The 22,075-nt window shown below is 40.1% G+C and carries 23 protein-coding genes; 4 read left to right on the forward strand and 19 right to left on the reverse strand.

What is annotated here, in order from left to right; genetic code table 11:
- Positions 1-85: 85 nt before the first annotated feature.
- From F1E73_RS10745 to F1E73_RS10780, 9 genes are all read right to left on the reverse strand, one after another.
- Positions 86-2,668: a PAS domain-containing protein gene (locus F1E73_RS10745; RefSeq protein ID WP_150451902.1), complete on the reverse strand. Its 2,583-nt coding sequence runs from the start codon at positions 2,666-2,668 to the stop codon at positions 86-88.
- Between the two features lie 10 nt (positions 2,669-2,678).
- The gene (locus tag F1E73_RS10750) at positions 2,679-3,125 is read right to left on the reverse strand and encodes a response regulator (protein ID WP_086476696.1); all 447 of its coding nucleotides are present in this window, start codon (positions 3,123-3,125) and stop codon (positions 2,679-2,681) included.
- 12 nt (positions 3,126-3,137) lie between these two features.
- The gene (locus tag F1E73_RS10755) at positions 3,138-3,698 is read right to left on the reverse strand and encodes a helix-turn-helix domain-containing protein (protein ID WP_150451903.1); all 561 of its coding nucleotides are present in this window, start codon (positions 3,696-3,698) and stop codon (positions 3,138-3,140) included.
- A gap of 342 nt (positions 3,699-4,040) precedes the next feature.
- Positions 4,041-4,364, reverse strand: a complete 324-nt coding sequence (locus F1E73_RS10760; protein ID WP_086476694.1) for a hypothetical protein — start codon at positions 4,362-4,364, stop codon at positions 4,041-4,043.
- 169 nt (positions 4,365-4,533) lie between these two features.
- The gene (locus F1E73_RS17620; protein ID WP_176328469.1) at positions 4,534-4,707 is read right to left on the reverse strand and encodes a hypothetical protein; all 174 of its coding nucleotides are present in this window, start codon (positions 4,705-4,707) and stop codon (positions 4,534-4,536) included.
- 86 nt (positions 4,708-4,793) lie between these two features.
- A complete protein-coding gene (locus tag F1E73_RS10765) occupies positions 4,794-4,955 on the reverse strand; it encodes a DUF1328 family protein (RefSeq protein WP_086476701.1) in 162 nt (53 codons plus the stop codon).
- A 157-nt stretch (positions 4,956-5,112) separates the two neighbouring features.
- Positions 5,113-5,898: an SOS response-associated peptidase gene (locus F1E73_RS10770; RefSeq protein WP_086476693.1), complete on the reverse strand. Its 786-nt coding sequence runs from the start codon at positions 5,896-5,898 to the stop codon at positions 5,113-5,115.
- A 104-nt stretch (positions 5,899-6,002) separates the two neighbouring features.
- Complete coding sequence (locus tag F1E73_RS10775; protein ID WP_150451904.1) at positions 6,003-6,452, reverse strand: ferritin-like domain-containing protein; 450 nt, start codon at positions 6,450-6,452, stop codon at positions 6,003-6,005.
- A 460-nt stretch (positions 6,453-6,912) separates the two neighbouring features.
- Positions 6,913-7,791: a mechanosensitive ion channel family protein gene (locus tag F1E73_RS10780; protein ID WP_086476691.1), complete on the reverse strand. Its 879-nt coding sequence runs from the start codon at positions 7,789-7,791 to the stop codon at positions 6,913-6,915.
- A gap of 490 nt (positions 7,792-8,281) precedes the next feature.
- On the opposite strand from F1E73_RS10780, the gene F1E73_RS10785 reads away from it, so the two are divergent.
- Together F1E73_RS10785 and F1E73_RS10790 are read left to right on the forward strand one after the other, a co-directional pair.
- Positions 8,282-9,580, forward strand: coding sequence for a DUF2254 domain-containing protein (locus tag F1E73_RS10785; RefSeq protein ID WP_150451905.1), 1,299 nt, complete (start codon positions 8,282-8,284; stop codon positions 9,578-9,580).
- A 61-nt stretch (positions 9,581-9,641) separates the two neighbouring features.
- Complete coding sequence (locus F1E73_RS10790) at positions 9,642-11,003, forward strand: NAD-dependent succinate-semialdehyde dehydrogenase (RefSeq protein ID WP_086476689.1); 1,362 nt, start codon at positions 9,642-9,644, stop codon at positions 11,001-11,003.
- A 174-nt stretch (positions 11,004-11,177) separates the two neighbouring features.
- Here F1E73_RS10790 and F1E73_RS10795 read toward each other — a convergent pair whose 3' ends face one another.
- A complete protein-coding gene (locus F1E73_RS10795; RefSeq protein ID WP_086476688.1) occupies positions 11,178-11,789 on the reverse strand; it encodes a nitroreductase family protein in 612 nt (203 codons plus the stop codon).
- Positions 11,790-11,822: 33 nt separating this feature from the next.
- Here F1E73_RS10795 and F1E73_RS18010 point away from each other — a divergent pair, with 33 nt between their 5' ends.
- Entirely contained in the window at positions 11,823-11,945 is a 123-nt protein-coding gene (locus tag F1E73_RS18010) for a hypothetical protein (protein WP_262714303.1), read from the forward strand.
- 232 nt (positions 11,946-12,177) lie between these two features.
- Here the strand turns inward: F1E73_RS18010 and F1E73_RS10800 are convergent, their stop codons facing one another.
- The 3 genes from F1E73_RS10800 to F1E73_RS10810 form a co-directional block, all read right to left on the reverse strand.
- Entirely contained in the window at positions 12,178-13,086 is a 909-nt protein-coding gene (locus F1E73_RS10800) for a YihY/virulence factor BrkB family protein (protein WP_086476687.1), read from the reverse strand.
- 212 nt (positions 13,087-13,298) lie between these two features.
- Complete coding sequence (locus F1E73_RS10805; protein WP_150451906.1) at positions 13,299-14,318, reverse strand: TQO small subunit DoxD; 1,020 nt, start codon at positions 14,316-14,318, stop codon at positions 13,299-13,301.
- 55 nt (positions 14,319-14,373) lie between these two features.
- Complete coding sequence (locus F1E73_RS10810) at positions 14,374-14,736, reverse strand: hypothetical protein (RefSeq protein ID WP_150451907.1); 363 nt, start codon at positions 14,734-14,736, stop codon at positions 14,374-14,376.
- A gap of 251 nt (positions 14,737-14,987) precedes the next feature.
- Between F1E73_RS10810 and F1E73_RS10815 the strand changes: the two genes are divergently transcribed.
- Positions 14,988-16,301, forward strand: coding sequence for a serine hydrolase domain-containing protein (locus tag F1E73_RS10815; protein WP_086476684.1), 1,314 nt, complete (start codon positions 14,988-14,990; stop codon positions 16,299-16,301).
- 148 nt (positions 16,302-16,449) lie between these two features.
- On the opposite strand, the gene F1E73_RS10820 is transcribed toward F1E73_RS10815, so the two are convergent.
- From F1E73_RS10820 to F1E73_RS10845, 6 genes are all read right to left on the reverse strand, one after another.
- Positions 16,450-16,716, reverse strand: a complete 267-nt coding sequence (locus tag F1E73_RS10820; protein WP_150451908.1) for a hypothetical protein — start codon at positions 16,714-16,716, stop codon at positions 16,450-16,452.
- A 9-nt stretch (positions 16,717-16,725) separates the two neighbouring features.
- Entirely contained in the window at positions 16,726-18,114 is a 1,389-nt protein-coding gene (locus F1E73_RS10825) for an MBL fold metallo-hydrolase (protein ID WP_150451909.1), read from the reverse strand.
- Positions 18,115-18,343: 229 nt separating this feature from the next.
- A complete protein-coding gene (locus F1E73_RS10830) occupies positions 18,344-19,150 on the reverse strand; it encodes a sulfite exporter TauE/SafE family protein (protein WP_150451910.1) in 807 nt (268 codons plus the stop codon).
- A gap of 330 nt (positions 19,151-19,480) precedes the next feature.
- Entirely contained in the window at positions 19,481-19,894 is a 414-nt protein-coding gene (locus tag F1E73_RS10835; protein WP_086476682.1) for a DUF6691 family protein, read from the reverse strand.
- A 75-nt stretch (positions 19,895-19,969) separates the two neighbouring features.
- Positions 19,970-20,527: a YeeE/YedE family protein gene (locus tag F1E73_RS10840; protein WP_086476681.1), complete on the reverse strand. Its 558-nt coding sequence runs from the start codon at positions 20,525-20,527 to the stop codon at positions 19,970-19,972.
- 97 nt (positions 20,528-20,624) lie between these two features.
- Positions 20,625-21,665, reverse strand: coding sequence for a proline iminopeptidase-family hydrolase (locus F1E73_RS10845; protein WP_150451911.1), 1,041 nt, complete (start codon positions 21,663-21,665; stop codon positions 20,625-20,627).
- Positions 21,666-22,075 lie beyond the last annotated feature (410 nt).

The following is a 22,075-nucleotide window of genomic DNA, read 5'->3' on the forward strand; positions in this document are numbered from 1 at the left end:
AAAAGATGAAATGAGGTAGTTTTTTCGATTTTTATGAAAAGTACTAGGGGGATGTAAATAAACTGTTAGCTGAGCCGATTTTCAGTTAAGCAGGGAGGTAAATACGGAAAATGGCGCCTTTGTTTAAAGTGCCATCCGCTACAATATGACCACGGTGGTTCTCAACAATTTTTTTGCAGATGGCAAGGCCTATTCCCGTCCCGGAATATTCGTTTTTTTGATGAAGTCGTTGAAACAGCCCAAATATTTTCTCTGCGTTTGTAGGGTCAAAACCAATTCCATTGTCCTTTACTGTAATACAGTAATAGTTGGCCGCCTTTTTTTGAAAGTGGTCCTCAATATTTTTGCGCTTTATCTTTTGGCAGCCGATTTCTATCCTGGGCGGTTCCAATACGCTGGTATATTTAATGGAATTGGAGAGGAGGTTGCTAAATAATTGTTCTATTTGAAATGGGATGCCATTTATATCTGGAAGGGGATGGAGAAGAATGTTAATTTTCTTTTCATTGATTGGAGCTTCATAATCTTCTAGGATTTTTTCTACCAATTCATTTAAATCTATTAGGGTACGATCCTTTTTGTTTTTTTTCAGTCTGGAATAAGCCAAGAGATGCTTAATAAGGTTTTGCATACGGTTGGCAGAAGAGCTTATCTTGTGCAAATACTCTAAGTTTCTTTCCGAGTTTTTTTCTAAATTCCCCTCGGTAATCCTGGATATAAAAATTTGTATTTTTCTCAGTGGTTCTTGTAAATCGTGACTTGCCACCCGGTTAAAGGATTCCAATTCCTTATTAGACCTTTTAAGTTCTAGATTTCTTTCTTGTAGTTTTTGAGCATCTTTGAGTTCCTTGGTGATATCCTTTACCACTCCTACAAATTTGTCTTGTACAAAATGTCCGGAATGTTGGAAGTGCTTTATTTTCCCTGTTTTGGTTACAATCCTATAGACAAATACATTGTCGTGCTTTTTGTCCAAGGTATATTGTAGTTTTTCCTCAAACATACGTTGGTCCTTGGGATGCACATAGGGGCGATAATTATCAAATGTGGGTACAAACTCATCTATTTCACATTCCAATAATCGGTAAAAATTGTCAGACATGCTAGCTTCGCCGGTTGCCACATCCCAACGGTAGCTGCCAATTTTGGCCACCGATTCGGCATCCTTAAGGATGGAGTTTTGTATGGTTAACTGTTCGTTGAGTTCCAGAAGTTCCTGTTGGGCTTTAACAATAGCTGTGGTATCGTATGAGGTGACCGTAATCCCAGTATTTAATTTATTGATGGTGGTATGGATCCACTTCCACTTTCCCATGAGGTGGTATTGGGTTTCCAAGGTTTCCACGCTGCCTTCCGTAGCGCATTTTACCATGAGATCAAATAACCCGTTGCTATGGATTAGGGGAAAAACTTCTGAAATGGATTTTCCAATTAACGAATTAGGGGAAATACCGGTAAGGTTTTCAATCTCCTTATTGGAAAATAGATATTTAAAATCGATGATATTTCCAGATTCGTCCTTTACGGATTCTAAATGACTTACCGTGTTACTGGCACTCTCCAAGATATTGTTAAGAAAGGCCTTGGTTTGCCCCAGGTCTTTGTTGCGTTCCTCCAGCCTTTTATTGAGATGCTTTAGGTTTTTGGTGTACACTTTTTCGGTGGTGCTATCCGTGGTAGTGGTAAGCACGCCCTCATCCATTAAAGTGGCGGTTGTTTTAAACCATCGCGTACTACCATTTTGCTTCAGAAAAGACTCAAATTTCCTGGGAGCACCCTCTTTCATTACGTGCACAAGTTCTTGGAAAACCTTATCCCTTAGATAGGCAGGCACTACTTCAGATACTTTGGTGTTGGCTAATTCTTCTGGGTTTTTTCCTAAAACAGACTCTATTTTTTCATTGGTAAAAGCAATTTTAAAATCCGTGATTCGGTCCCCTGTATTATTATAAATAGGCAGTAAATAACCGATGATATTATCCGATCCGGCTAGGATACTTTTTAGGAATTCTTCTGCCCTAGTGGTTTTCTTTCTAAGAATATTTATTTGAATAAAGGAAACCACAAAAATACATAAGGCGAAAAAGCTCAGAAATAGCGTGGTGAGCGGCGTGAGAGTTATTTGCGTAGCATATTGGGCTTTTCGCTTTTCCAATTCGGACTGTTCTGCCCTTTGCAATTGATTTCTCAGTAAATTTAACTGGGTCATGGTAGCGGATACCTTGCCAATCTTTTCCTTCTCTTGCGGATCGTTTACAGGATTCTTTAGAGGGTGCACTGATAATTGATTTAATGCTAGAAAGAGGCTGTCTTGCCAAACACTGATGCTTTCAAGAATTTTTTGCTGATTAGGCCTATTCTTGGTCAGTTCTTCCAAGGTTATAATAGCATCCATGGCCTTGTCCCTATATACTCTGTAAGATGATAGGCGGGTGGAATCTTGAAGAAGGTGATTTTTTAATTCCGCAGCCTGCATCTGGCTGTAAGCGGTGAATAATTGGTTAATATGTATCTCTACCTCAATAATCCGGGAGACCGCTTCCGCAGATTTGTTCAACCTATCTATTTGCTTATAGCTAATACCTCCTATAAAAATTAAAAGCGCGGTAGCTACGATAAGCATTATTACATAAAACTTGGGTGAAGAGACCAATCTTTTTAGCGCCATACCCCTTTAATTAAATCCGCAGTAAAAAATTATCCCTGTTTAGAGCAGAAGTGTGGTATTGCCAATTTAGTTGTAAGACCTTTTCAATGGCATCTTTTAAGGCAGCAAAACTATTGGGTTTGTTGATGTAAATATTAGCTCCCTTTACAAAAGTCTCTTCAATATCCGCTTCCGAAGAGGAAGTGGAGTATATGGCAACCAGTAAATCTTTTAGCTTGTCGTGATTCCTTATCTCACTAAGACATTGCATCCCGTTTTTTATAGGCATGTTTAGATCTAAAAAAACAATTTCGGGCAATATCACGTTGGGAAGTACTAAATAATCCATTAGTTCCTTCCCATCCTTAAATAGTGAAAGCTTTGTTTTGATCTTTATTTCCTCGATGGCTTCCTTAAACAAAATACGATCGTCCTGATCGTCATCGGCGAGGGCAATATTTAGCGTGTTAAGAGGCATAGTTTATTGGATTTATTGCATTATTGCCCGTTCCTTCCTTTTCCGAATTATCTTTTGGAAGGAGGAAGGGGTTAGTCCCGTAGTCTTTTTAAATTGGGCGGATAGATGCGCCACACTGCTATAATTAAGTTTATAGGCGATTTCTGTTAAGGTGTGCTCAGAGTTTATCATTAAACTCTTGGCATAATCTATTTTCTTTAGGATAATAAAATTTTCTATAGAAGAATAGGTTGTTTCCGAAAATAGGGATGATAAGTGGGTATAGGAATAGTCCAGTTTCTCCGAAAGATAGGTGGAGAAATTATAGCGTTTCGGATTTTCCCCATCATACACCCATTCGGTGATAGCGTCTTTAATACGTTGTACTAGCGCAATTTGTTGGTCGTTTACGACCTCTATACCATAAGGATCCAAAGTATCGGCAATCTTTTGCATCTCTACTTGGGTGGGTGCGCTTTTAAACGAGATTTCCCCAACCCCTTGAAGCTCATATTCAACTCCAATGGCATCTAGTTGCTCTCGCAAAACTACTTTGCATATTTTGTTGAAATCGAACTTTACATAGACTCTCATATAGGCCAATAGATAATAGATTAGTTGGATGCATAACAAATATAACACCTATTCTAACAAAGATGATTATTTTTTATTTAATGTAACCTTCTTTTTACCGTAATTATCCGTGCGATGCGAGCTCACAACGCTTTTTTGAGATTGATGGGGATTTAAGTTGCAGTTAAAGTTTATAGCTGAAATTAATAAGCACGCTATTTAGGATGAAATAGGAAGGGAGGAATGTGGAAAAATTTTCCCATCCAATGAAATTATTGATCGTAGGAAGGTGCAATTTTTCCTAGTTGATGGTTGTTGGCATTACAATAGAGCGGTAGGAGGTAGTTAGATTGAGAATGGGAGTTATGCTTGATCGCGATAATTTTCCTTAGGAATTTCCTTGAAAAATAAAGCCATCTCGGTGCTTTTTGAGGGATTGTAATTAACCAAAACAGTTCCTTTGCCTTCATTCTTGGTTTCCACTACGTAGAGGATGGACATGTCCGAGGGATTGGTCATACCTTCAAAGCGGTGTTCGGCAATAATATGTACATCCTTGGGGGCATATTTTTTCTTGGACTCCAAGTCCATCAATTGTCCGTTTGTTAAAGAGTAACTCTGAGTGTATCCCTTCTTTTCATACCGGTCAATTATTTCTTTTTCGTTTTGGGCAAATTCGTTTTTCATAACTTTTATAGGACTTAAGAAAGAGGAACCGTCCTAATGGCTCCTCTTATAATTAATATTACTAAATGCTAGTTTTATCGTGATTGTAGAGGACTAAAACAAAAACGGACAAATTTCTTATAGAAGGTTGCCCGTTAATGGTATTTTTTTAGACGTTAGTGGATAGAAATTAATCTATTTCATCTTCAATTTCATCCACACCTTCTTCTATGCCATCTCCAACCTCTTCTATGCCTTCTTCAATTTTTTCTCCGGGTTTCTTTTCTTCCCTGCATCCGGTAAAAGTAGCTAGGGACGAAGCGAAAAATAGTGCAAACAGAAAGTAAATGATTGATTTTCTCATCGTATTAAAATTAAGATTAATTAAATTATATTTTTACAAATGGTCCAATTCCAATTTCTAGGTCAACCTAAAAGTTTAAAATGTGATTAAACTTTTCTTCTTCCCGTGAATAATGAAATCACAAAGAGGATAAGAAAAATAAAGAATAAGACTTTCGCGATGCTGGCCGCTCCTGCGGCTATTCCGCCAAATCCAAAAATTGCGGCAATTATTGCCAGTATAACAAAGGTGACTGTCCAACGTAACATAGTATGATGTGTTTTTAGGTTTATAACTACGAGCACGATTCTCACGCCCTTTCCTTACAAATTTCATTATTATTTAACATTTCTATTGATCCCATCGCTTTAATAATTAACTCAGATAGAGGGAGGTAGCCTGTTTTTTAATGAATGGAGGGAGGGCCTAGGGAAGAATTAATTCCTTGTTTTTCGTAAGAATAATAGTTGTAGGAGCAGCTTTATAGTAGACTGGAGCAAGCATGGATGTGTACGATATTTGGTTTTTAAACAGCTCTCTGGATATAGGGTGTCCCACAAGATTAAAGTCTGGCGTAGCTTCTAATAAGGAGGCTAAGATATTATCCTTTAGGTGGGGGTCTAACCACCTTTGGTGCTGGTCCCTAGGGAGCATCAAAGGGACCGTGCCATTTAGGTTGTGTACTTGCTTCAACTCTTCCCGTGCGGTAGTTGTAAGTACCGTACAGGTTAAAAAACCATCTAGGGTTCTATTATAAATGCCAGTGAGACAAAAGGGGAGGTTCGATTTTTTATGAAAAAAATAGGGATATAATTCCCCATCAATAAGATAGGAGGTGTAAAATCCGGTAACAGGGATTAGGCATCTTCTTTGAATTAAAGCCTCGGTACACCAGGAGAGGTTATCTAAGGAGGGGACGGCAATATTGAGGGAATTAAATGTTTCCTGAAACACACTCCACTCATCCTCATAATTTTCCGGTAGCATGCCCCACATTGCCGGAACCATATAATTCCTTTCTTCCATCGCAATAATGGGAATGGTTACTTCCTCTATCCCGTTTATCATTAATTGTTTTTGATAGAGGTGGGGGTATTTAAATAGCGTGTGGAAGGTTTCGTTTAATGTAGTGCTGCTGGCTGTATTGGATATCTTGTAATACATAGTTCTTTTGGGTGAGGGATAGCACTTGTGGTTTTGCTTAATTACCATAGAAAAGGTGTTTAATAACCCTATTCCATGCTCTTTTAATAATTCACTAACAGGGGGCAAGCACCCTGTTAGTGAATTAGGAATGCTGAATTGGTTTAGCTACTCTATCGCAGGTCTTCCAAGCGCTTAATCCTATTTAAATCTGCTTTTATTTGGTGCATTTGATCTGTTAGAATTTTGGAGGTGCTAGAAGGAAGACTCGTATCTGAAAGTACGTCCTCATATTCCTCTACCGCTGCTTTTTCACCTCTAATGGCTTCTTCCATCATGGCTTCGGGACTGTCTGCAGAAAAGAATGCTTTTATATCCATCCATGTTCTATGTGCTGCTCCAGTAATACTTCCTCCTTTTTCAGCTTGCTGTCCAAAGCCGTGGATTTCAGTCTTAAGGGTGTTGCCAAAATTCTTTCTTTCCTTGCTCTTTCTTTCAAAAAAAGCTTTTAAGAGGGCGTGGTCTGTATTTTCGGCTGCCTTGCTATACCCTTTTTCCGCATCATAGGTTTTCTCCAATAGGTCGTTTAATTTTTCTCCTACTTTCTCTGTGTATGTACTCATAATCTTCGATTTTAATTAGTATTGAATAACTTGGATGCCCCTTCTTTTCCTTGCATCCATACCCTAAAGTTAAGTTCTTCACCAAGAGTAGTTTAACGCTATAGGATTAATTTTTGACCCATTGCCATGTTTAAAAAATAATAGGTATAACGCCTGCATTTCTGTACTGTTGCTTTATATTTAAAGGTAGTTGCAATCTATAAGTAAGTGTGGTGCTAGAGCATTGAATATGCATTGAAAGACCGGAAAAGATACTTCCAAAGGTATTGGGGTAGGTAGAGGATAATGGTAAAAGGAAACTTTATCTTTTTAACCTTAGACCTATAAAGTATTTGCTTTAGCTCCCCGACTGTTAGCCGGGGATTAAGCTATTTAAGTAGTGTCTTAGGCTGATAACCCAGCTGGCATTTTATTGTACATGGCAATAAAGGAATTAGCTGGGGTAAATAATTGTGGAAGCCTAGGAATCCTGTTTTGGCATTCTAAAGTCCTTAGGGAAATCCAAGGTTCTAATGGGGAATGGGATTTCGATACCGTTTTGGTCAAAAGCCTTTTTAATGGCGATCATGGCCTCTGTCTTTGCCTTTTTAGTTTGTAGGGCAGAGGTAGAGTCGATCCAAAACCTGGTTTCGAAGTTTATGGAACTATCCCCAAATTCCGTGTAGAGAAAGATAACGTCTTCCGGTTCAACGGATTTAAAATGCTCCCCAAGGGTTTTTTTAACCAGGCTGCGAACAAATTCCAAATCCGAAGAATAACCTACCCCGCAGCTAAGGATTACCTTGGATCGGGGGTTGGTGGTATAGTTCTTTATAGGGTTTTCAAGGACCATTTTATTGGGGATAAATACAACGTTGTTGTCCGACTGTCTTAGGGTTACTGCTCGTAAATCTATGTTGGTAACCTCTCCCGCATAGTCATTGGTTTCTATCCAATCCCCAAATTTTATTTGCTCAATATAGGATAGTACTATTCCAGAATACGTATTGGCCAAAGCCCCTTGTAAGGCAAGACCAACAGCCAAACCTGCAACCCCTGCACCTGCTAAGATGGTGTTAAGGGTTTTGCTGAGGTCTAAGATGCCCAATATTAAGAAGAGCCCGCCTAAAATCACTAAAACGGAAACTATTTTAGCGATGACAGCCTTCATGGATTTTTGCATACTGCTTCTTTCTAGCAGTTTAAGGATGAGTTTTGAAATGTATTTGGAAAGGAATATAGCAATGACAAAAACAACAATAGCTATAATAAAGTTAGGTAGATTAATGATGAGGCTATCTACCCAAGACTCCAGTCTGTTCAACATTTCACTCCAAGCTTCTCCCAATTTAAGTTTCATAAAGTATTAGTATTTGATGTACAATATAGGTTTCGGTAATAGGTGTTTTATAAGTTCTCTAAGGTTTGGAAGGAATAAGATAATTATTGTAAAGCATTTTTTAATAGAAATGGCTCCGAAATTTTTGGATAACGGAACCATTTTCAAACAACCAACCAAAATATTATTCAATTTTTTATGTTAATCCGCAATGAAAATAGGTGCGGTGAATTACTCCTAGTAGCTTAACTTTTTGGTTTAAAGAGACTCGCAAAATCAATACGACCTTAATGGTTGTAAATCTAATTTTCCTATTTCAATATTAAAGGTAAAATCGGTTTTATAAGTGCTTTATTCCACTATATATTACCTCTTATGAGTAAGGCGGTAACCGCTATTAGGGAGAGAGACCTATAGGTGAAACCTATTGTTAGTGTTAGCATTTTGCTGAAACGGGCCACGAAACCCTATTATATTCCCTATCTTTAAGAGATCTAATTCAGCCAATACTATGTTCCGGTCTATTATAAAATTTACCAAGGAAGTCTATGGGAGGGTGGTGCAGAGTATCGCATTTTACCCGGTGATTATCAGTTTGGGATTTCTAGTGTTTGCCATAGCTGTCTTAGAAGTGGAAAACTTGGAGCTGGCCCATTCCATAAAGGAAAAAATCCCCTATCTTTTTATTTCAGACTACGAGACTGCCCGTGCTATTTTAACTACCTTGGTAGGAGGGGTGCTTTCCCTTACTGTGTTTAGCTTTACTATGGTGATGGTAGTGCTCAGTCAGGCTTCCTCCAATTTTTCCCCACGACTTTTGCCTAGCTTGGTTTCCAATAAAAAGCATCAGTTTATTTTAGGGATCTATATTGGGACCTTATTGTATTGTATAATTCTCTTAATTGTTTTGGGGGCACAAGGGATCGATTCCGCTTCCATGGGGTTTTCCACTATGTTGGCCGCTATTTGGGGTGTTACCTGTGTTGCATTATTTGTGTACTTTATTCATAGTATATCTACTTCCATCCAAATTCAGAATATTATTGAGAATATTTATAATTCTAGCAATAGGCAAATCGATAAGGAGATAGCACGTGCCAAAGATGCTCAGGTGGCCTTGCAAATGGTCCAAACAGATGATTTTACAACCATACCCGCCCCTAAGACAGGATATTTTAGGGGGTTTGACTCTTCCCTATTACCTGCATCTTTTGTATCCCAGGGAAACCAAATAGAGGTTATCCCTTATTTGGGTGCCCATATCTGGGAAGGGACGCCCATGTTAAGGATTAAGGAAAAGGTAGAGGGTAAAGAGTTGGATGACCTGCTGTTTTGTTGCCTGCTGTCTATGAACAGGGACGACCATAACGATGGTGTTGGGGGGATGGTAAAATTAATGGAGATAGCGGTGAAGGCTATGTCTCCGGGTATAAACGATCCCGGAACTGCCATAGATGCTATAACAAAACTTACCCCTTTATTACATCGGACTTTACGCCTGCCTAAGATCACCTCCATAACTTTGGAGGAGGGGAAAATAGTCCTAATAAAAAATAATATTACAGCCTCGGAATTGATGCAGGTATTAATACAACCTATACGGTTGTATGCCAAAAAAGATAATTCTGTAGTTTCTACCCTTATTGGGGCATTGGGACTTTTAGAGCGCGATACACAAATATCCCAAGAAAACCGGGAAGGGATAAGAATGGAGATCCAAGCTTTAAAAAAGGATGTGCAAGATTCTATTGACAATGCCTTGGATCGGGAGCGAATTTTAAAGATTTTCCAAGACATGGACGCTACCTAGGGCCTACATTAGATAAATGTTCATATTAAAACCATGTTAAAGCAAATTTAAATTTAAAATTATGGCGAATATAGATTCAGTTAATCCTTATAACAATCAAGTTTTGGAGAAATACAAGCAGTTCTCTGACTCCGACATTGAGGCGGTATTAAAAAAGTCTAGTGCTGCCTTCCAAAAGTGGAAAAAGGAGAGTTTGGAAAACAGGGTAGCGCTTCTTCATAAATTGGGAGACCTGTTATTAGAGAATAAGGATCGTTATAGTGAATTGATGGCCAAAGAGATGGGGAAACCGGTAAGTCAGGCCAAAGCAGAGGTTGAAAAATGTGCATGGGTATGCGAGTTCTATGCAGAAAATGCGGAAGACTTTCTATCGGATGATCTGATAGAGACCGAAGCGGGGGAAAGTTTTATTAGTTACGATCCCATTGGGAGTGTATTAGCTATAATGCCTTGGAATTTTCCCTTTTGGCAGGTATTGCGTTGTGCGGTCCCAACCCTTACCGCTGGGAACACCTTAATATTAAAGCATGCCAGTAATGTTCCCGGATGTGCTATGGCCATAGAAGGATTGTTCCAAGATGCAGGCTATCCAGCGGGCTGCTTTCAAGTAGTTTTGGCAAACCACAAACAGTTAGAGATGGTGTTGGAGAGCGATATTGTACAAGGGGTAAGTCTTACAGGAAGCGAAAAAGCAGGTAGATCTATCGCTGGAATCGCAGGAAAGAACCTAAAACAATCCGTCATGGAACTTGGCGGCAACAATGCCTGTGTGGTGTGGGAGGATGCCAATCTGGATAAATATTTGGAAACTATGGTCAATGCCCGCATGCAAAACAACGGGCAGAGCTGTATTGCGGCCAAGCGATTTATTGTGGTGGAAGAAATATACGAGGAGTTTTTATCCAGATTCATGGATAAAATCAAATCCTTAAAATCGGGCGACCCCATGGATAAGAAGACGGATATTGGCGTTCTGGCCAGGGAAGATTTGGCAGAGGAGCTCGCAGGGCAAGTATCAAAGTCCATAGAAATGGGAGCAGAAATCGCCTTGGGAAATACCAGGGACGGAGCCTATTACGAGCCAACCGTTCTTACTGGAGTGAGACCTGGAATGCCCGCCTTTGACGAGGAGCTTTTTGGTCCTGTGGCAGCAGTTATCAAAGCCAAGGATAGGGCAGATTCCATCGCGCTGGCTACTAATTCCAGATTTGGATTGGGGACTATGTTGTTTACCCAAGATTTAGATGACGCCCGTAAACTTATTGGAGACATTCCAGATGGGGCCTTTTTTATTAATGAACTTGTAAAATCAGACCCAAGACTTCCTTTTGGAGGGACTAAAGCTTCTGGTTACGGCCGAGAATTGTCCTTGGAAGGTATATTGGAGTTTGTCAATAAAAAGACCGTGTATATTGGGAAGTAGGTTTACTTTATGATGCTGTCTCTAGTATAAGGAACGAGTCTGTCTATAGCCATATCCTTATATTCCAACCCTACCTTACCAGCTCCTTGAATTTAAGGGGGTGTGGTAGGTAGGGTTGTTTTATAGTTGATATGGTAGCGGCTTTATCTGCCCTTCACCGTTTCCAATAACTGCCTATTTGGTGCTGCCCCAGCTTCCTTCAAAAGCGAATTCGGTTTGGGGGATGCGCTTTCTAGTAGCTACTTCCTTATCGCGTAAGTCGGTAGGCAAATCGTCCAAATCGCCCCCATAATGTCCTATGGCAACTGCGGTGGTCACGTGAAATCCCTCTGGGATATCGAACTTTTTATGGGCCTTTTTCCAATCCACTCCGGCCATATGGTGTACACCAATCCCCATGTATTGGGCTTGTACTGTCATTCCGCCCAAGCAAAGCCCTAAATCGTGCAGGGCATGGAAATTTTCTTTCCCTTGGTCTGTTCTTTCCTTATAGGCGGTCAACATCAATAAGGGGGCATTGGAAGCCCATTGCTTATTAAAATCGCTTAAGCAATCCAGAATGTCGTTATAGGTGTCCGTATTTTTTTCGGCGTATAAAAAACGCCATGGCTGTAAGTTATTAGAACTCGCAGACCATCGTGCGGCTTCGAAAAGTTGCTGTAATTGGTTTTTGGATATTTTTTTATCCTTAAAAATTCTTGGGCTATAACGCTGTTTAAGTAAAGCAAATATCTCATGTTCTACATCTGCTATCTTCTCTAATTGTATCTTCTCGGTGGTAGTCATGTTTTTTATGATTTAAATAAAATTAAAGGCTATTTGATTTACGGAAAACCCATAGGTCAAACTTTTGAAGACCTTTTGGTTCCCATGATGAAAAATATGTTGGGTAGTTACCTAGTGGGGAGCATTGGGAATGCTAGTTTTGGGTATGGTTATTAAGGTGCTTTATTCTTTATAGTTGTTCCCACTGGTGCATTGTAATCTACCAACCTTATGGTATCGCAATAGTATAAACTATTAAAGTGTTGGGTTGTCTTAAATCAGCAATATATTAATGCATTTGCTATGGCTTTCCTGTCTTTAGTAGGGTGTCAGTACCAATAAAAAAATAAGGCTCTATATAATCCCGTCTTTAAGGGGCAGCTATCATGCTGCTAGCCAGGTTCGCCATTTAAGAGGTGGACTTTATTTTTTTTGCGACACTGCTGGGAGTGATGCCTTGCCCGTAACGTCTGGCGTATATATAGGTGAACTGCGCCCCAAAGAAGAGGATGAGGCAAGAATAGGATACCCATAAGAGTATAAGCACTACGGTACCGGCCGCACCATAGGTAGATCCTGGTGCTGCTTCGGCAAAATAGAGGCCTAATAAGGTTTTGCCCACCACGAAAAGAACGGAGGTAAGAATGGCACCCTTCCAAACCGTTTTCCATTTAATTTTTACGTCCGGTAGGTATTTAAACATCAGCGCAAACAATACGGAAATGATACCTACAGAGATGAGGATGTCCATCAGATAGGCTATATATAGGACCAGATCTGGGAATAGTTTTTTTATATAGCTGTTAAGGGCACTAATGGCCGCAGTGAGAATAAAGCTGGTCAACAATAGAAAGCCAATAACTAAAATAAAGGCAAAGCTTCGGGCACGGTCGGTAATTAGTTTCCATACTCTGGCATTGGGGTCTGGACGTACTTGCCAAATTTGGTTGAGGGATATTTTTAATTGATAGAAAACTCCTGTGGCTCCAAAAAGCAAGGTTCCTATCCCTATGATGGTGGAAATAAGATTTTTCTTCTCGTGCTGAGTTTCGGAAATGATACCTTCAATAGCGGTTGCCGCCTCCCTACCCAGGGCAGAAGAAAACTCATCTGTTAGCCGACCTTGAACAATATCCACCCCCCAAATAGATCCAACAATATTGATAATGATTACCAAGAGTGCGGGGAGGGATAATACGGCATAATAGGCTACCACTGCACTTAAGCGCCACGGGTCATTGGCCATCCATGCCTTGTATGTATCTACTATAAGGGATGGGATGTCTTTTAGTTTAAATTTGCTGCGGTCTTCTGTCATATGAAGGGTATAAATATCATCGGGCTAGCATATTTTTTGAAATAGCACGGACAAAATAATAGAAGGCAACCATTTATCTTGTCCTCATTGCATTTTATATTGATTCTATAAAAGGTGCGACTAGCTGTCTAGGGGGCTTATTCTTTAAAAACAAAAATGGCTTCTGGGAAATCCCGGAAGCCATTTTGTAGCTACATTTAATCAGTTTATCGTTAATAAACCATTTCAAGATCCCATTCCAGGCCACTAATATCTATTAGCCTTAAGGTGTAGGATTCCCCTTTATTTAGGGGGGGTTCTCCTAAGTCCATAGAGAGGTCGGCCTTTGCGCCCAGAGGGATGACAAGGCTGTGCTTACCTGGTTTTATCTTGGCCACATAGTGATTTCGGATATTCTCTGTAGGGAAAAGGGCTAAATCGGACCCGTTCTTATGCAAGAGAATATTGCCATTTTGGTCTAGCAGTTGTATGCCAATCAGGAACGATCCGTACACATCGGCTCCTTCTACCCGGAATACCTCAAATTGCAAGGAATCCTTAGAAAGGTGGGAATTACTGATTTCCAACTTTGGCCTCACCGATTTGTTGTGAAGCGTCCCAAAAATGCCCCCGTGGAAGTATTGATTGGTAAATAGGGTCAAAGCAAATATGGCCAATGCCCCGGTTAATACAATAGGCTTAATATTAGTAATGGGTAAGTTGCCAGATCCCAACCAGGCAAACCATTTAGGTCGGGTAAACCTTGCTTTCCTGTTTATAAAATACTGGTCTAGAGAGTAAGCTCCACTCCCACTAAGGAATAGGGTAAATCCGGTGGCAATACCGAGCACTCCAATCTGCCATTCGTCCAAACAGGTGGTGCCAATCCAACCAGCACCTAATAAGATTCCCATTGCCAGTTTAAAGACGCCAATACTCATTAACCTAGTAAAAAGGCCCAGCATAATAAATAAGCCTACAATTCCTTCAATAATGGTAAAGGTCACCATGGCCCACCAAAGGGTATCTGGATTTGTCACCAAGTATTCTATTAGGGGGCCAATGCCTAGTGCATTAGGCAAAAAGTGGTTGAATTTCTCCCCTATATAACCTGCTTCTTCGGGGTTTAGTTTGTTATCTATTACCAATCTGCGCCAAAACGCGGAAAAGTAAGTCCAACCCACAACTAAGCGAATAGCCAATGTAAAGAGACCAGCCATACTTTGTGACTGATCATTTTTATTCTGATTCATGAAAAAGATATTATTTAAACGATTGTATTAAAAATTTGAATAGCGAAAGAAGTGTTTAGGCTATGTCAGATCTCAATCGTTTATATAATATGTAGAGGGGTGGGCTGTTGCCCGTAGTTCTTTTAGCATATTGTTTTAGGGCTACTTTTTTACAGCCTGCTAAAATAATAGGGGAAGTGATTGCGGTTTTTGGAATTAGAATATCCGCTGCTGGGGTATTGCTTTCCAAAAGGGTAGGCGCACTTAGGATACTCAGCTCGCAAACCGTATTGCTAGCCTGTACTGTTCTGGTTTTGTTAAGGGGTCGCTCAAAAGCAACATCCAAGTAACCAAAAATGGTTTCTTTTATAGAACAGGGGGTTAAGGCCACATAAACGGCCAATAGGAAAATAACCCGTTGTAGATTTTTAATATGCAAACCTGTCCCTTTCATTTAAGTCGCCTGCAAAAATACACAAACAATTGGAAGGGCCTTATTTTTGGGCGTGTAAGGCTGCGTTTTGCACGCTAAAGCTTTGTTAAAAGACAGGGGTGCTCCTTAAAGTTAGAGGGCGATTCCAATAGTGGTGTCGTGGGAAGGATGGATATGGGATTATTTTCATACTTTTAAGAGACCTAGAGTGTTTTCCATAGGCGTATGGAACCTTATTAATTTCAGAACCCTTTTCTATGAATCAGAAAATCGTTTTATTATTACTAGTAGTGTTTTCAATAGAGACTAGTATATCCCAAACTATTGATCGTGATAAGTTGGATGATTACTACAGCGCCTTAGCGATTAACAATAAGTTTATGGGGAGCGTAGCCCTTATGAAAGATGGGCAGATCATTTACACCAAACAAATTGGTTTCTCCGATATTGAAACAATGAAAAAGCCAGATGATAATACAAAGTATAGAATTGGGTCTATTTCAAAAACGTTTACGGCTGCCCTTGTTTTTAAAGCGATTGAAGAAGATAGGATAACATTGGATCAAAGGTTGGCAACCTATTTTCCAACAATAAAAAATAGTAATGTCATTACGATTGCCGATCTGCTGAACCACAGAAGCGGAATCTATAATTTCACCAATGACCCAGCCTATTTAAGCTATCGTACCGTGCCTAAAAGCGAAGCGGAATTGCTATCGATTATTTCAGAATATGAAAGTGTATTTGAGCCAAATACCAGATCCGAGTATAGTAATTCAAATTATGTACTCCTCTCTTTTATTCTGGAAAAACTGTACAATAAATCGTTCGCAGCTATTTTATCCGAAAAAATAACAGCCCCTTTGGGACTAAAAAACACCTATCTCGGGGGTAAGATCGATATCAGTAATAACGAAACCAACTCCTATAGTGGGGAATGGAATAAGGAAACGGAAACAGATATGTCCATTCCTTTGGGAGCGGGAGGTATCGTATCTACCCCAACCGATATCCTAGTCTTTGCAGAAGCGCTATTTACCTTCAAAATTATTTCTGAGAAAAATGTGGCCAAAATGCAGACCTTAAAAGACAACTATGGATTGGGTCTTTTTAAAATGCCTTTTTATGAGCGATATAGTTTTGGTCATACTGGGGGAATAGATGGGTTTAGTTCTATGTTTGGGTATTTTCCAGAAGAGAAAAGTGCTTTTGCTTTAACCTCCAATGGTTCTAATTTTAACAATAATGATATAGCTATAGCCTTATTAAGCGCTCTTTTTAATCAAAATTTTGAGGTTCCCACATTTAGTACCTACGAACTAAGCTCCGAAGATCTAGACCAGTATCTAGGGGTGTACTCTAGTGATGGTTTCCCCTTGAAGGTAACGATAACAAAATCGGAAGGTACTTTAGTGGCACAAGCTACGGGTCAGCCGTCATTCCCCTTAGACGCAACCGATAAGGATACCTTTAAATTCGATCAAGCAGGGATCGTTATGGAATTTGAACCTGCAACCAATCAAATGACCCTGAAACAAGCTGGAGGCGTTTTTATGCTCACTAAAGAATAACTAGCGGAAATGAGCACCATCTAATCGGGATTATCCATAAATAATACAAAAAGGCCTTCCTAATAGCTTGTCGTAAGCAGTATCTTTGTTAGGAAGGCCATTTCTCTATTTTATTTATAGGACCATAAGGTCACTGATCCAATCTACATCATTTTGTTTTTACTTCTTCATAGGTAACCTCTTCCGCATTGGAACTACTTTCCTTCGTTGGTGAAATGGCACAGTTTCCGATGGCACTGCAGCCAATGTTCAGTAGGGGCATTACAGTAAACGCAACTCCTATTGCAATTAATAGCCACATTCCTGTCTTTAGTCCGTCTACCAAGAGGTAGAGGCCAATTGCCAATCTAAGGAGGCGAAACAGACTCCAATTATTACGTATATTGCATATCATTTCTAATAACTCCGTTTTCACAGGTTTTTATTAAACTACATTGTTCCCTTCTTCCTTCCATTCCATCATTCCGCCCGAATAGTTTTTCACCTTGTCGAAGCCATTTTTTCGCAGTAAGGAGTAGGCAACGGTAGCTCTATCTCCACTTTGGCAGTGAATTACTACTTGTTTGTCCTTATTTATTTTATCTAGGTTGTCTTGCAGAGTCCCTACAAAAACATTATCGGCCCCTTTTACATGCTCTGTTTCGTATTCGCTTACTCCACGCACATCTACAATCTGTGCCTGCTCTTCTTCCACGTAAGATTTAAAGGCCTCGATGCCTATTACATCGGCGGTTTGTAATTCCAATCCTAAATCATCTACATCAGAAATAAAGCCGTAGATATTATCTAACCCGATACGCATTAGTTTTCTGGTGAGGTCTTCCATCTGATTGTCCTCTGCAACAAGTATAAACTGTTCTTGGTAGTTTAATACCCAACCGGCCCAGGTAGAAAACGAGTTGTTCCCTTGTATATTGATACTGCCTGGAATAAATCCAGTGGAAAAATCTGTTTTATTCCGCGTATCTATCACGGTTAATCCATGATTATAGGCAGTTAAAAACTCCTCTTTATTCAGTTTAGGATGTTTTGGGACTGCTACCAATAGAGGGCGATTAACTTTGTTCAGATGCTTCATCATGCCAAAATACTTGGGAGGCTCTGGTTGGCCTTCCAAGAGGTAGTCGGTAAAACCTTTTTCATCACGCTCATATTGGAAGGCCCAATTGCGAATTTTTTCATATCCTACGGTAGAGCTTGGAACGGCCCCTAAGGCTTTCCCGCAAGCTGATCCCGCTCCGTGACCTGGCCAAACTTGAATGTGGGCAGGCAGTTCTGCAAATCGCTGGATAGATTCGTACATTTGTTTGGCTCCCTGTTCTTGTGTCCCTTTTAGTCCAGCAGCCTTATCCAATAAATCTGGACGGCCAATATCTCCCACAAAAACAAAATCGCCCGTGAAAACCATTACCGGTTCATCTGTTGCTGGGTGGTCGGTTAGTAAAAAACTGATGCTTTCTGGGGTATGTCCAGGGGTATGCAATACCTCTAGGCTTAAATTCCCCAGCTTAATGATCTCTCCATGCTTCAATCCTATATGGGGGAACTCGTATTGCCAATCCTCTCCACCTTCATCGGATAGGTATAAGGAGGCTCCTGTCACTGCTGCCAGTTCCCTAGATCCACTAAGGAAATCTGCATGAATATGGGTTTCGGCAATATGTGTTATCTTTAAGTTATTCTCTTCAGCTATACGAAGGTATACATCTACATCCCGTTGCGGATCTATAACGATGGCTACTCCTTTTGCTTGACATCCAACCACATAACTGGCTTGCGCTAAACTTTTATCATATACGTGTTTAAAAAACATATCTCGTTATTTTTTATCGATTGATCAAAATTTTAATACTCATTGCTGCCTGCTCACTTTCAGTTTGCAAACTTATAATACCGTGGTAGCTGGCAACATAAGGGGATGTGATTCTGCTTTTGCAAGCATCGCTCCCTTGTATAGTAAAAATACGAAGAGATCTTAAGGTAATAAGTAACTTAGGTTACAGTGCTTATAGTAAGTGGTGCAGAAAGGTGAAAATTACCTCCTATAGAAATAACTCCTTAATAAGCACATAGATACCCATAAGTAGTACAAACCAGCCAAAGCCTGTTTTGAGTTTATTCCCTTCAATTTTTTTGGATATGAGGATGCCAATAAATATACCAGCCACAGATAGGCCGGTAAAAGTAGACAGCAATCCCCAGTCAATGGCTCCTCCTCCTTGCAGATCCCCTGTAAATCCGATGAGAGATTTTGCTGCTATAATAAATAATGAGGTGCCTACAGCTAATTTCATGGGCATCTTGGCTAGCAATACCAATGCGGGGATAATTAAGAATCCGCCTCCGGCCCCAACCAGGCCAGTAAGCACGCCTACCACGGTGCCTTCAAAGAGAATCATTGGGTAGTTATACCGAATCTCCGCCGATTCCGAATCGTTACATTTTGGACAGGGCCTAATCATGGAGATGGAGGTCATAATCATCACTATAGCGAAGAGTACCATTAAAGCAATGGATTTGGTAAACTGGAAGTCTCCGATGGAAAATAACACCTCAGGAATAAAGGGTATCAAAAAAGCTCTGGTGAGGTATACTGCAATAATAGAAGGTATTCCAAATATGAGCACAGTCTTAAAATCTACCTTTTTTTGAAGTGCATTCTGTATGCCCCCAATAAGTGAAGTAGAACCTACAATAAAAAGAGAGTAGGCTGTTGCCAATACGGGCTCTATAGCCATTATATATACTAAAATAGGAACGGTGAGTATAGATCCGCCACTGCCTATTAGCCCTAAAGAGGTGCCCACCAAAACAGCCAATGCATATCCAATTAAATTTGAAATTTCCATTATTCTTAATCCGTTAATTTTATAAGGACAAAGTTATATCACCTTGTTTCTTTGCCGGGTAACATAGGTTACAGAGGGGGATATTTATAGGTGGTAGGATGGAGTCTGTAAGGAATATCGGAAGTTTCTATATGGAAACAGGGGAGATAATTGGTATATAAAAAGGGGTGCCTCCCCCTTTTTAACCAGGCCAGTTTAGAATGCAGTAGCTTTAAAATAAACAGCTCCTTCCCGTGGGTAGGGGAAGGAGCTGAAAGTGTTGCTTCTTAGCGGATTTTCATCCTCAATTTCAATTGAGTTAAATCATATTAACAGCGACGGCAATACCCATTAATGGGGTAATTTATGCTTTAACATGCCATAGAACCAGGTGCCTAAAAGAGCTCCTAGTATAACAATAAAGATGGGCAAGTAACCTGCTCCGGCTAAAACATACATGGGACCTGGGCAAGCGCCTGCCAATGCCCAGCCTAAACCAAATAAGATGCCTCCAATTAAATACCGGGAGATACTTTTATCCTTATCCGCTATAATGATAGGATTTCCATTTACGTCTTTTATATTTTTTCTCTTGATGTATTGTACAATAATGATACCCAATACTAGGGCAGATCCCATTATACCATACATGTGAAACGACTGAAAGTTGAACATTTCATAGATCCGGAACCAAGATGCCGCTTCGGACTTAAAAAGGACGATTCCGAAGAATATGCCGATGATGGGATAAATTATATTTTTCATTGTTCTTATGCTTTTTTTAGAATAGTATCATGTTTTAATGATCACTAGGGTGATTGAAGTCTTGTTTAACTACCCTTAAAATAAAATGGGGAATATAAGATGTACCATAATCAATCCGCCTATAAAGAAACCAACGGTGGCAATAAGGGACGGTAATTGTAAGTTACTAATGCCCGATATAGAATGACCGGAAGTACAGCCTCCAGCGTAACGTGCTCCAAAACCAACCAATAATCCGCCCAAGAGCAATAGCACTAAGGTAGTTGGAGAAGAGAATGCTTCTTCACCAAATAATTCAGTAGGAACGTAGGCACTACCTGCACTTTCAAAACCTGAATTGTGTAGTTGTTCAATCGTTTTTGGGTTGAGGTCCGGTACTTGATTGTTAGATAGGTAATGGGATCCTATAAATCCGCCAATAACCGCCCCGATCATTACCAAGAGGTTCCATTTTTGAGTTCTCCAGTCGAAACGAAAAAAGTTGCTGGTTTTCCCGGCGCCACCAATCGTACACAAAGTTCTTAGGTTAGCAGACATACCAAAGTTTCTACCTACATATAACAATGTAAACATGGTAGCAGCAATCAAAGGGCCGCCTACATACCACGGCCAAGGTTCTAAAATCCATTCCATAACTAATATTACTTTTATTTAGGACTGCAAATATGGTCCTTTTTAGATAGTTGTTCTGTTACAAAGGTTACATATCAATCCCAAAATTGCCCCTAATCTATTCCTTTTTATTTCCCCGATCTACCCTTTTAATAAAATCAAGGACCCCCCTGAAATAATTTTCGGCATCGTCGTGCATCGCAAAATGACTTCCATTGGGGCAATGGAGGTATTGTCCGTTTTGAACCTCCGTAGCTATCCAGGCCATGTGGGTTGGATCCATAGTGTCGTATTCACCACCAATTGTAAGGGTGGGGACGGTTATTTTGGAAAGTTTCGAGGTAATGTCCCAATCCTTTAACTTAGCATCGCCCACAACTCCAAATTCGCTAGGTCCCTGCATGGTGACGTAAAGATCCTGGTTGATGTTAGACATGGATTTATTAACATCCTCTGGCCATTCATCTAAAGGTAGGCGTAGCACATGTTTTGGATAATAATGGGTATGTATCAGTTCTGTATACCGAGGATTGGCATAATCTTCCGCAGCCTCCAAGGCCCTTATTTCCTGCAAGATACTTGGGTCTAATTGAGGGGCAAGTACTTTATTGGCATAGGTAATATAGGCAGGAATGGAAGCCATCATATTTGAAACAATGAGTCCCTTTAGGTTTTCCTGATGTTTTAGGGCGTATTCCATTGCAAGGAGGCCTCCCCAGGAACTACCCAAAAGGTAGAAATTGTCCTTGTTTAACCCTAAGGCTTGCCGTACCTGCTCCACTTCGTCCACATACCTGTCCACGGTCCAAAGTGCCTTATTATTGGGCTGATCTGAGTGGGCCGACTCCAATTGGTCGTAGTAGTAATATTCAATGTTTGCTTCTGGAAAGTATTCGTCAAAAATTTTAAAATACTCATGGGTGGCACCAGGTCCCCCATGTAATAACAGCACTTTCATGGTGGGGTGGTTGCCCATTTTTTTAGTCCAGACTTTAAATTCACCCACTGAGGTAGTTATGGGGATCATTCTAACTCCTTCTTCATTACTGCTGCTAAGTTCTGTGGAATCCAGTTCTGGTGGCGCCCCTTTAGTGGCTTTATTGTTTCTACAACTGCTGAGTCCAATTAACAGAAGGAAAAGTAACATTGCGTTTCTCATTGTATTGAAGATTTATTTGGTTGGTTTAAACTAGATAGTCAGAGGATGGCGATTCTTTATTAGTATTAATATCACGGGATATGGTACTGCTTAAAATCCCACGTGAAAATTGGTCTTAGTAAATATAACAAAAAAGCAGAGGCTTTTTAGCCTTGGTGAGCTAGGGGGTAGGTCTGCAGAGGAAATATGCGGAAAAGAAAAGGATCCAAAGAGACTGATTTGAAATTCTCTTTGAATCCTTATAACGATGTTCCACTTATACTATTTTGGGATATTTAGAGGTTTACCATCGTAAAAGATGTGTGGTTGTCTCTAGTTTAAGGTATCCGCTTCACAGGAACAACCAGTGGTGGTTATTTCATGCCAGTCAAAAGCAGGGGCATAGTCGTTCATTTCCCAATAGAAGGCAC

Source organism: Arenibacter lacus, assembly GCF_008711145.1.
In the GTDB taxonomy this organism is placed as follows: Bacteria; Bacteroidota; Bacteroidia; order Flavobacteriales; family Flavobacteriaceae; genus Arenibacter; species Arenibacter amylolyticus.